Origin of the sequence: Halorubrum ezzemoulense DSM 17463 (assembly GCF_002114285.1) — an archaeon.
GTDB lineage: Archaea > Halobacteriota > Halobacteria > Halobacteriales > Haloferacaceae > Halorubrum > Halorubrum ezzemoulense.
The window spans coordinates 1-9,677 of record NZ_NEDJ01000093.1 but is presented as its reverse complement, the minus strand read 5'-3'; the positions used below and the strand labels follow the sequence as shown (position 1 = coordinate 9,677).

Annotated in this window: 12 protein-coding genes; 9 read left to right on the top strand and 3 right to left on the bottom strand. The window is 71.4% G+C overall.

Annotation, left to right across the window (positions count from 1 at the left end; genetic code table 11):
- The first annotated feature begins 41 nt into the window (after positions 1-41).
- From B9H04_RS16405 to B9H04_RS16380, 6 genes are all read left to right on the top strand, one after another.
- Positions 42-566: a transcription factor gene (locus tag B9H04_RS16405; protein WP_049931644.1), complete on the top strand. Its 525-nt coding sequence runs from the start codon at positions 42-44 to the stop codon at positions 564-566.
- On the top strand, positions 566-1,261 hold the full coding sequence (locus B9H04_RS16400; protein WP_049931645.1) for a DUF2110 family protein: 696 nt from the start codon (positions 566-568) through the stop codon (positions 1,259-1,261). The genes B9H04_RS16405 and B9H04_RS16400 overlap by 1 nt, the downstream gene beginning before the upstream one ends.
- Positions 1,262-1,272: 11 nt before the next feature.
- Positions 1,273-2,055 carry a DUF5803 family protein gene (locus B9H04_RS16395; RefSeq protein ID WP_049931646.1) on the top strand — a complete coding sequence of 261 codons (783 nt, stop codon included), beginning with the start codon at positions 1,273-1,275 and terminating at the stop codon, positions 2,053-2,055.
- Between the two features lie 78 nt (positions 2,056-2,133).
- Positions 2,134-2,832 carry a competence/damage-inducible protein A gene (locus B9H04_RS16390; protein ID WP_049931647.1) on the top strand — a complete coding sequence of 233 codons (699 nt, stop codon included), beginning with the start codon at positions 2,134-2,136 and terminating at the stop codon, positions 2,830-2,832.
- 488 nt (positions 2,833-3,320) lie between these two features.
- Positions 3,321-4,451, top strand: a complete 1,131-nt coding sequence (locus tag B9H04_RS16385; RefSeq protein ID WP_085682866.1) for an ATP-NAD kinase family protein — start codon at positions 3,321-3,323, stop codon at positions 4,449-4,451.
- 87 nt (positions 4,452-4,538) lie between these two features.
- On the top strand, positions 4,539-5,102 hold the full coding sequence (locus B9H04_RS16380) for a maltose acetyltransferase domain-containing protein (protein WP_049931649.1): 564 nt from the start codon (positions 4,539-4,541) through the stop codon (positions 5,100-5,102).
- Between the two features lie 13 nt (positions 5,103-5,115).
- On the opposite strand, the gene prs is transcribed toward B9H04_RS16380, so the two are convergent.
- On the bottom strand, positions 5,116-5,970 hold the full coding sequence (prs, locus tag B9H04_RS16375; protein WP_049931651.1) for a ribose-phosphate diphosphokinase: 855 nt from the start codon (positions 5,968-5,970) through the stop codon (positions 5,116-5,118).
- A gap of 127 nt (positions 5,971-6,097) precedes the next feature.
- Here prs and B9H04_RS16370 point away from each other — a divergent pair, with 127 nt between their 5' ends.
- Positions 6,098-6,754 (top strand): HVO_0476 family zinc finger protein, encoded by a 657-nt coding sequence (locus tag B9H04_RS16370; RefSeq protein WP_049931652.1) that lies wholly within the window; start codon positions 6,098-6,100, stop codon positions 6,752-6,754.
- A gap of 659 nt (positions 6,755-7,413) precedes the next feature.
- On the opposite strand, the gene B9H04_RS16365 is transcribed toward B9H04_RS16370, so the two are convergent.
- Positions 7,414-8,142 carry a hypothetical protein gene (locus tag B9H04_RS16365; RefSeq protein WP_049931653.1) on the bottom strand — a complete coding sequence of 243 codons (729 nt, stop codon included), beginning with the start codon at positions 8,140-8,142 and terminating at the stop codon, positions 7,414-7,416.
- Between the two features lie 132 nt (positions 8,143-8,274).
- Here B9H04_RS16365 and B9H04_RS16360 point away from each other — a divergent pair, with 132 nt between their 5' ends.
- Together B9H04_RS16360 and B9H04_RS16355 are read left to right on the top strand one after the other, a co-directional pair.
- Positions 8,275-8,478: a hypothetical protein gene (locus B9H04_RS16360; RefSeq protein ID WP_049931656.1), complete on the top strand. Its 204-nt coding sequence runs from the start codon at positions 8,275-8,277 to the stop codon at positions 8,476-8,478.
- Between the two features lie 74 nt (positions 8,479-8,552).
- Positions 8,553-8,909, top strand: coding sequence for a helix-turn-helix domain-containing protein (locus B9H04_RS16355; protein WP_085682865.1), 357 nt, complete (start codon positions 8,553-8,555; stop codon positions 8,907-8,909).
- A 25-nt stretch (positions 8,910-8,934) separates the two neighbouring features.
- Here B9H04_RS16355 and B9H04_RS16350 read toward each other — a convergent pair whose 3' ends face one another.
- Complete coding sequence (locus B9H04_RS16350; RefSeq protein WP_049931658.1) at positions 8,935-9,468, bottom strand: hypothetical protein; 534 nt, start codon at positions 9,466-9,468, stop codon at positions 8,935-8,937.
- Positions 9,469-9,677 lie beyond the last annotated feature (209 nt).

Here is a 9,677-nt window from a genome sequence, read left to right as displayed (position 1 = left end):
TTTCGGAGGTTTTAACCGGATTCCACCACCAGTTTCCCGTAATGGCTTTTGAGGATCTACTGAACGACCCCGTCATCCAGAAGTACCTCCACGAGCTGGTGGGGCCGACGGGGATGCCGGTCGCGGCCGCGCCGCCCGACGGCGAGGTCACCGACGAGGAGCTGGCCGAGGAGCTCGGCTTGGAGCTCAACGACGTGCGGCGCGCGCTGTTCATCCTGTACGAGAACGACCTGGCGACGTACCGCCGCGTCCGCGACGAGGACTCCGGCTGGCTCACGTACCTGTGGACGTTCCACTACGACAACATCCCGGAGAACCTCCAAGAAGAGATGTACCGACTGCTCGAGGCCCTAGAGGAGCGCGAGGAGTACGAGCGCACCCACGAGTTCTACCTCTGTGAGGTGTGTTCGATCCGCTTCGAGTTCGGCGAGGCGATGGACTTCGGCTTCGAGTGCCCCGAGTGCGGCTCACCGCTGGAGGCGATGGAGAACGACCGGCTCCGCGAGGCGATGGACCGGCGCATCGAGGAGCTGCGCGACGAGCTCAACGCGGACGTGACCGCCTGATGGTCGTCCTCGCAACCAAGTGCTACGTCGAGGGCGACGCCCGCGACCGCGCGCTCGACGGCATGGACTCGCTCGTCGCCAACGACGTCGGCGAACTCGACGTCGACTGGCAGGTGGGCGTTCGGGACGACGAGTTCGTCCAAGTGGATGTGACCGGGGAGGACGCCCCGGTCGCGCGCAACGTCCTCGGGGAGACGTGGGGCGAGGTCGTCGCCCACGACGGCGGCCTCGAAGCGGGCGAGACGTACGTCGGAACCCTCGAATCGTGGGACGACGTGGGTATCACCCTCGACGCCGGCGTCGACGTGTTCGTCCCCGCCGACGAGCTGGGGCTCGGCGTCGGCTCGCCGGAGCAGGTCGTCGAGCGGTTCGGGCTCGTCCAGCACCTCCCGGTGCGGTTCGTCTACGGCGGCGATCCGGGCGACCCAGACGCGGACCAGAGCCGGCTCGCCGACGCCGAGCGCGACCGGCTGTACGACTGGCAGCGCGGCGACGGCCGGGTGAACGTCAACTCGGCGACCCGCGGCGAGACGCGGGCGACGGTGAACCGCGCGGGCCACGCGCAGGACATCGTCACCGTCGAGCGGTTGGGACTCCTCGAACAGAGCATCGTCTGCGCGGAAGGGACCGACCCGCCGGGACTGCTCGCCGCCATCGGCTCGTACCTCCCGGCCGAGATGCGCTGCGTCGTCTAACCTGATCACACGTGAACAGACGCTTCGCGCTCGCGGTGGCGGCGATCGCTCTCCTCGCGGTCAGCGCCGGCTGTCTCGGCTACGCGACCGGCGGCGGCGAGGTGACGAACGAGACGCTCGACGCCGAGCCGCCGCACGGGTACGACTTCGACACGGACCGCGACGCCGCGTTCAACCTCACCACGGACGCCAGGTACACTGTCGTGTACGCGGTCGACGACCGGGAGGAGATCCGGCTGTACCGGCAGACGCCGTACGCCGGCGACCAGCCGCTGGAGTTCGAGGCGTTCCGCTACCGGTACCCCGACGGGGAAGTGATCACGGGCAGCGAGTTCCGCGCCCGCGGCGGCGAGATCGAGCGCACGACCGACGAGACCTGGATCCGCTTCGCCGACGACATGAGCGGCGGGAAAGCGGCCTTCGCCGGTGCCGGGTCCCCGCGACGGTTCAGCATGCGCGCGTACGTCGAGGGGTCGTACGCGGTGACGCTGCCGCCGCAGTTCAGCACGGAGGTGCCGATCGTCGGCCACGTGTCGCCGCGCGATCACGCGGTCGAGACGGTCGGCGACCGCGACCGGATCGTCTGGGAGGAGGTGACGAGCGGCTCGGTCGTCGTCCAGTCGTACCGCGAGGGCGACCTCGTGGTGTTCGGCGTTATCCTCGTCATCGGCGCGGTCGCCGCGGTCGCCGGGACGCTCTACTTCCGGCGACAGCTGGAGGCGCTCCGCCAGCGTCGCCGCGACCTCGGACTGGGCGTCTACGAGGACGACGACGACGATGACGGCCTGCTCTAGCGGGCGCGACCGGCTGCCGTCGTCGGGGCGTCAGCCCGCGCCGCGGTCCTTTTCTACCACGCGCCGCTTGAGACTGGTATGAACGCCGCCGTCGTCACCGTCGGGGACGAGCTCCTCGTCGGCGACACCGAGAACACGAACGCCACCTGGCTCTGCGACCGCCTCGACGCCCGGGGGGTCGCGGTCCGGCGGGTGACCGTCGTCCCGGACGAGGTCGCCGAGATCGCGCGCGTCGTCAACGAGTACCACGCCGAGTACGACGCGGTGATCGTCACCGGCGGGCTCGGGCCGACGCACGACGACGTGACGATGGAGGCGGTCGCGGCCGCGTTCGGGCGCGGCCTCGAAGCGAACGCGGAGGCGACCGCGTGGCTCGCCGACCGCGGGTACAGCGGCGACGACCTCGCCGCCGAGACGACGCACCTCCCGGCCGACTGCCGACCGCTGCCGAACGAGGCCGGGGTGGCGCCGGGCGCCGTCGTCGAGTCCGTCTACGTCCTTCCGGGAGTCCCGGACGAGATGAAAGCGATGTTCGATCTGGTCGAAGACGAGTTCGCGGGGACGCCGACCCACGTGCTCACGGTCGACGTCGACGAGCCGGAGAGCGAGCTGCTCGACCGGTTCGCGTCGCTGCGCGAGCGGTTCGACGTGCGGGTCGGCTCGTATCCGGGCGAGGTCGTGACCGTGAAGATCACGGCCGAGAGCGAGGCGGAGGCCGAGCGCGCGGCGGCGTGGATCCGCGAGCGGACCGACGCGGTCGAGGAGCGGTCCGCCTGAGCGTGTAGGGAGGGCAGACGGTCGGCGGCCGAGGCGGGGCTACCGGTAGAGGTACGCGATCCACACGACGACGAGGGCGAGGCTCGCGAGCAGGATCGCGCCCGCGGTCGCGCTGATCGGCAGCGGCTCCGTCACGGCGGCTTCGAGGATCATATCTCGGCGTTGTTCTGGGGGCGTCTTAAGTATTGATTCTCGGATGAGAGGGGGCAGACCGACGGACGAGCACCGCGGCAGGGGTACGAAAACGGGACCGGGAGACGTGGGCGTGTGGCAGCTACCGCGGGAGGGATCCAGTCCCGATGAGACGAGCAGGTTACCGATGGCGGGCTCGTTCCACCGGCGGTGACAACTACGAGCGGACACGTGTTGAGTGCCGTGTCCCGGTGTTGAGGGCCTTTATGTGCCGGTCCGACCGACGGTTCCGGGCGCCCGCGCGCTCCGACCCGGACGCGTCTCGCTTAAGGGGCCGGCGCGGCGAACTATTTGTCATGCACGTGGGGATCGCGGTGAACCCGGTCGCCGGGATGGGCGGCCGCGTCGGACTGAAGGGGACCGACGGGAAGGTGACCGAGGCGGTCGAGCGCGGCGCGGAGCCGCGGGCGCCGGACCGGGCGCGGCGGATGCTGGAGCGACTGGCCGCGGTGGAACCCGACGCCGCCGTCTCCGTAGCCGCGGACCCAATGGGCGAGTCGGTCGTCCGCGGGGCGGGCTTCGACCCGGCCCGCGTCGTCGACCCGTTCGACGGCGAGCCGCCGGCGTCGACGGCGACGACCGCGGCGCACACCGCGGCGGTCGTCCGGGCGTTCGCGGGGATCGACGGAGGCGGAGGGACCGGGGCTCGGGGCGACGCGACCGCCCCCGTCGACCTCGTCCTGTTCGTCGGCGGCGACGGCACCGCGGCGGACGTCGCGGCGGCGCTGGAGGGGACCGACGTGCCGATGCTCGGCGTCCCCGCCGGCGTGAAGGTGTACTCGTCGGTGTTCGCGGTGTCGCCGGAGGACGCCGCCGAGGTCGCCGCCTCGTTCTCGCGGACCGAGCGCCGCGAGGTGATGGACATCGACGAGGACGCCTACCGCGAGGGCGAGGTCCACCCGGAGCTGCGGGGTGTCGCGCACGTGCCGGTCGCCGACGACCTCCAGTCCTCCAAGCAGACGGCGAGCGGGACCGTCGAGTCGCTGGCGGAGGGGGTCGCGGCCGACATCCGCGAGCGCGACGGCGAGGGCGTCGCGTTCGTCCTCGGCCCGCGGTCGACCGTCGGCGCGATCAAGGACGAGCTCGGCTTCGAGCCCTCCCCGATCGGCGTCGACGTCTGGCGCGACGGCGAGGTGGTGGTGCGGGACGCCACGGAGGCGGAGATCCTCGGCGCGCTCGGCGAGGAGAACGTGATCGTCGTCTCGCCGATCGGCGGGCAGGGGTTCGTCTTCGGCCGCGGCAACCCGCAGGTATCGCCGGCCGTGATCCGGCGCTGCGACCTCCGGATCGTCGCCTCGCGCGCGAAGCTCGACGACGTGCGCGCGCTCCGCGTCGACACCGACGATCCCGCCCTCGACGAGGAACTGGCGGGGTGGGTCCGCGTCCGCGTCGGGAGGTTCGAGACGCGGATGATGAAGATCGTCTGAACTCCACCCGGAGGGTCGCCGAACGCCGGCCGCGCTCGACTCCGCGGAGACGGACAGCCCTTTGTCGGTGGCTGCGCCGGAGGCCGTATGGGACGCGAGAAGGAACGGATGTTGGCCGGCGAGGCGTACGACCCCTCGGCTCCCGAGCTGGTCGCCGATCGTAAGCGCGCGCGGGACCGCTGTCGCCGGTACAACGCCACCGCGCCGACGGAGGCCGACCGCCGCGACCGCCTGCTCTCCGAGCTGTTCGGAGCCGTCGAGGGCGACGCGACCGTCGTGCCGCCGTTCCGCTGCGACTACGGCTACAACGTCGGGGTCGGCGACGGCTTCTTCGCGAACTACGGCTGCGTCGTCCTAGACGTCGCGCCGGTCGCGTTCGGCAAGAACTGCCTGCTCGGGCCGGGGGTCCACGTGTACACCGCGACGCACCCGATCGACCCCGCGGAGCGCGCCGCGGGCCGCGAGTTCGGCGACCCCGTGACCGTCGGCGACGACGCCTGGATCGGGGGACGGGCGGTGATCACGCCCGGGGTCGAGATCGGGGACGGCGCGGTCGTCGCCGCGGGAGCCGTCGTCGTCGACGACGTGCCGGCGCGGACGGTGGTCGGCGGCAACCCGGCCGAGGAGATCCGAGAAATCGACGACGAGTGACCGTTACGCGGCGTCAGTCCAGCGCGTCGGCCAGCGCCGGCGCGACGCTGACGACGCTACAGCCGCGCTCGACCGTGTCGCTGCCGAGGATCCGGTCGACTCCGGCGGCGCGGAGCTTCGTCACCGCGTTGGCGGCGAGCACCGGGTGGACGCAGGCGGTCAGCACCCGCGCCGCACCGCGGTCGGTGAGGACGGCGACCGACTCGCTCATCGTCGACCCGGTCGCGATGATGTCGTCGACGACGACCACGTCGCGGTCGGCGACGCTCGCGTCGGAGGGCGACACCGCGACGGCACCGGTCTCGCGGTCGCGGTGCTTCTCGAAGTAGTCCGTCTCGCCGGCACCGTACGCGTCGCGGACGGCCGCGGCCACGTCGGTGGCGCCCTCGTCGGGCGCGAGGAAGAGCGGGTCGTCGAGGTCGGCGGGGAGCGGGTCGGCGAGGACGCCGGCCGCGTCGACCGCCTCGACAGGGACGTCGAAGAAGTCGGCGACGGTCGACTCGTGGGGGTTGACGAGGCGGACGCGGTCGGTCCCGGTCGAGATCGCCTTCGCCATCGCGCGGGCGGAGACGGGTTCTCCGTCGCCGAAGGAGTCGTCCTGGCGGGCGTACCCCATATAGGGGACAACGGTGGTCACGTCCGTCGCGCCGGCCTCGCGGACGGCGTCCTGGAGCTGAAGCAGTTCGACCCACGCCTCGTCGGAGTCGGTCGCGGCGACGATCACTGCCTCGTCGGCGTCGAAGTCGGGCACCGCGGCGAGCCCCTCCCCGTCCGGGAACCGGTCGTAGGTCGGGGTCGCGAGCGCCCGGCCCGTCTCCGCGGCGAGCGCCGCCGCGAGCTGCTGCGAGCTGGACCCGGGTACGATCATGGGCGACCGTTCCGCGGACTCCGGTAAACCAGTTTCCTTACCGCGCGACGCCGCGCGCCACGCGAGCGCGACCCACACCGCCCCCACAGGGGCGGATATTTACGGGCGCGGCGGGTACGAGCGCCCAATGACTGACACCGAAGCCGGCGCGCGCGTCGGGCTCCCCTGCCCGTCGTGTTCGCCCGCCGAGCCGACCGTCCACGAGGTCCTCAGCCCGGGCGGGCAGGCCACCGTGCGCTGTACCGAGTGCGACCACACCCACAAGACCGAGATCCCCGAGGACGAGACCGTCGCCGTGACGGTCGTCGTCTCGCAGGACGGCGACTCGTTCACCACGACGATGGACGTGCCCGCCGAAGGCGACGTGGGCACCGGCGAGGAGTTCGTCGTCGACACCGACGACGCGCTGATGCAGGTGCGGATCACGGGGATCGAACTCGGCCCCGAGAACCGCGTCGAGGAAGCGGACATCACGGACGTGGAGACGCTGTGGACCCGCGCGGTCGACAACGTCGCGGTCCCAGTCACGCTCCACCCGAAAGACGGGGACGCGGACCAGACCCGGTCGCTGCGCGTGAACGTCCCCGGCGACTACGAGTTCACCGTCGACGAGACGGTGGAGTTCGGCGAGGAGGAGTTCACCGTCGAGGGGCTCCACATCCGTGAGGACGCGCCCGAGTACCGCCACGAGAAACTCGACCACCCCGGCGACCTCGCCTACGCGAAGGACCTCAAGCGGATCTACGCCCGCGACGAGACGCTCGCCGCGTGGTCGGCCTGGTAGGAGACGATCACCGTACCGTCGGCCCGGTAGGAGACGATCACCGTACCGTCGGCTCGGCGAGACTGATCGCCGATCGCTGAGTCGCCGACGGCCGCGACCACTCCCCGCGGCGATCCTCATACCAACATAAACAATTATGAAGGATACGCACGTTGCCTGTGACGTGCCACCCGTAGTACACGACTGACGCACGCTCGACGGCGGGGACGACGACCGGTCCCGGCGGTCCGAGCACGCGCGAGGCGACGCCGACCGAACAGCCCACCGACCGATCGGGTCCATCCGCTGACTCGGCCGCAACCGACGCTCCGGACGACCTTCCGACCGCCGCGGAGGCTGTCGCGCAGGCGGCGGGGACGTTCGACCCGTCGGACACCCGGCGGATCGCGAACGGGACCGACCGCTGGAACGAGTACGCCGGGTCGTCGCACTGACGGCGCGGCCGGATCCTTTTATTCGACGGCGCGACTACCGACGAGCGGCCGATGACGAATCACCGCTCCGAGCCGGCCTCGGCACCCGGCGACGACGAGCCCTATGAGTGCCGAGGCCAGCCTTTCCGTCCGTACAGTTCGACTGGAGACGACCGCGAGTGAACCACGCTCACAGCCGCCGAGAGTGCGGCGCCGCGATGACGACGGGAGTAGCCTGACGACCGACTACGGCGGCGTCGCGTCGTCGACGGCGTCCGCGAATAGTCCGAGGAAGCCGCCGTCGTACTGTTCGTCGGCGTGATCCACGTTCCAGAGTCCCGACTCGCGGATCGCACGGCTCCGGCTGTGTCGCCCGATCCAGTCGGTCCGCCGGGGATCGACCGGCTCCCGATCGAAGTTGCTCAGGAGGGCGATAGAGTTCCGTTCGAGAACGCGCCGGTCGCTATCCGCGCTGGGTTCGTCGTCGAGGGGCACCCAGAGGAACGGCTGTTCGCGGACGAACGCGCTCACGCGCCGTTCGAGGGCGTACTCCTCATCGCGGACCGCTGCTCGCCCGCGGTCGACGCCCGGCCACCGCTCGTCCCAGTCGGGGTAGTCCTCGCGGAGGCCGTACTTCTCGATGATCGCTTCACCGACGCGCTTGCGATATACGGACGCGCGGTGAGCGCCGCCGTGAGGATGGTTTGAGCTTCCGCTACCCGTGCCGTAGTGCTGTTTCAGTCTGTCCCAGAGGGTCGTGCTGCTCCCCGCGGACACCGCGTGCGTCCCCACGCGGGTGACGCGCGACTGGTCGGTCGAAGCGCGCGTTTCGCCCGGGGCGAGGAAGAAGTAGACGCCCCGGTCGGGCCAGTCCATGTACCCGGTACACTCCTTGAGCTTCCGCGGTCCGCCGACCCGGCGCGCGAGGTCGTCGAGCAGGTCGTAGAAGCGATCGAGGTCGGCCCGGCGAGTCATCCCTACGGCCCGATCGCCCCGGCGTCGAAAGAGGCTGATCACTCGACCCGGGTGGCTCGGCGCCCGGGGAACAGCGTCGCTCGGCCGCCGAGCGGACGAACCGTTTTCAGGTCGCCGCACGAGTCGACCCCCATGGACCACCGCTGTCCGGACTGCGGCGTCACGATGGAGGAGGTCGAGTTCAGCATGGGCGACGCGTGGAACGCGCACGTCAGGACCGGCGAGAAACGGTCAGGGCTCCTCGGGAAGCTCGGTATGAACGAGCGCAAGGAGCTGACGACCGTGATGTGTCCGGAGTGCGGGCTTGTGCGTCACTACGCCGAGTTCGAGGAGTGACGCGGGGTCGGCGGGCGCCGCCGCGGACTCGCCCGTTCCGAAGCCGTCATGCCGCTCGCTCGTGAACGGCGGGTATGGACGAGCAATCGACCGACGAGTACACGCGGCTCGTGGCGGAGAACGGGCTCGCGCTCCTGTTCACGAACCGAGTGCGGGCGCGGGTTGTCGCGGCGCTATTTTACGCGTCCGGGCCGCTGCCGGGCGGTCGGATCGCCGAGGGCGCGGGCGTCGACCGGACTGTCGTCCACGAGGCGCTCGACGGACTCGAACGGTTCGGAATCCTGGAGATCGATCGGACCGAGGGGCGCGACCCCGACCGATACGCGCTCGACGAATCGGACGATCTCACCGAGGCGCTCCGGGCGGTCGCGGAGCTCGCGACCGAGCGTTACCATCAGGAAGAGATCGACATCCCGAGCGACGACGAGTGAGGCCCTGCGGCGCCCCAGACGCGGGTCACTCGATCCGGACGGTCGTCTCGTCGTAGACGCCTTTTCCGGCGGGGTCGTCCACGGCGAGCCCGGCGCCGATCGTGTGTTCCCCGCGGTCGGCGGGCCGCCACTCCGTCTCCGAGACCTGGAAGCTCTGCTGCCACCGCCGGGTGAACCGTCGCCGCTCCCCGCGGTCGAGCGTGAACCGCGCTTCCGACTCCGGGAGCGGTTCGGACACCTGTGACGCGTCGCGGTGCCCGTCGACGTGCCACGTCCACGGGACCGGGGACCGCGTCCGAACGGTTACCGGGACCGGAAGCGGGTTCCGGAGCTCGATCGCCACCGGGATCGGCTCGCCCGCTTCGTACACGGTCGCCGGCGTGTCGACGCTGACGGAGACGGCCCAGCGGTGAAGCCGCGCCGGGAGCAGCCACCGTGCGAGCGTCGCCGCCGGGAGCGTCTTGGCGGCCCGAGGGCGGTGGCGTTCGACGGACTCATTCGGCCGGAACGGGTCGTCGTCGGAGCGGTCGACGCCGTCCCGCCGACGTGAGCGAGGCATGCGTGGAGGTTCCCGCCGGGAGGAATAAGCGTGTCGTCGGGGCCGCTCCCGGGCGGGAGGGACGACGGACCGGGGTCAGTCGTCGCCGCTCCCCGCCGAGCCGGGGGCGGTACCGCCGTCGGCCGCCGCCCCCCCGGCCCGCCCGGCCCCCTAAGCCCGCCCCACGCCGCCCCCAGCGCCGCGCCCCGCGCCGGCCCGGCCGAGCCCCG

Excerpts from the sequence above, each read along its gene's own strand:
- B9H04_RS16405 (WP_049931644.1), top strand. The coding sequence starts at position 42 with ATGGCTTTTGAGGATCTACTGAACGACCCCGTCATCCAGAAGTACCTC.
- B9H04_RS16400 (WP_049931645.1), top strand. The coding sequence starts at position 566 with ATGGTCGTCCTCGCAACCAAGTGCTACGTCGAGGGCGACGCCCGCGAC.
- B9H04_RS16390 (WP_049931647.1), top strand. The coding sequence starts at position 2,134 with ATGAACGCCGCCGTCGTCACCGTCGGGGACGAGCTCCTCGTCGGCGAC.
- B9H04_RS16385 (WP_085682866.1), top strand. The coding sequence starts at position 3,321 with ATGCACGTGGGGATCGCGGTGAACCCGGTCGCCGGGATGGGCGGCCGC.
- B9H04_RS16380 (WP_049931649.1), top strand. The coding sequence starts at position 4,539 with ATGGGACGCGAGAAGGAACGGATGTTGGCCGGCGAGGCGTACGACCCC.
- prs (WP_049931651.1), bottom strand. The coding sequence starts at position 5,970 with ATGATCGTACCCGGGTCCAGCTCGCAGCAGCTCGCGGCGGCGCTCGCC.
- B9H04_RS16370 (WP_049931652.1), top strand. The coding sequence starts at position 6,098 with ATGACTGACACCGAAGCCGGCGCGCGCGTCGGGCTCCCCTGCCCGTCG.
- B9H04_RS16365 (WP_049931653.1), bottom strand. The coding sequence starts at position 8,142 with ATGACTCGCCGGGCCGACCTCGATCGCTTCTACGACCTGCTCGACGAC.
- B9H04_RS16360 (WP_049931656.1), top strand. The coding sequence starts at position 8,275 with ATGGACCACCGCTGTCCGGACTGCGGCGTCACGATGGAGGAGGTCGAG.
- B9H04_RS16355 (WP_085682865.1), top strand. The coding sequence starts at position 8,553 with ATGGACGAGCAATCGACCGACGAGTACACGCGGCTCGTGGCGGAGAAC.
- B9H04_RS16350 (WP_049931658.1), bottom strand. The coding sequence starts at position 9,468 with ATGCCTCGCTCACGTCGGCGGGACGGCGTCGACCGCTCCGACGACGAC.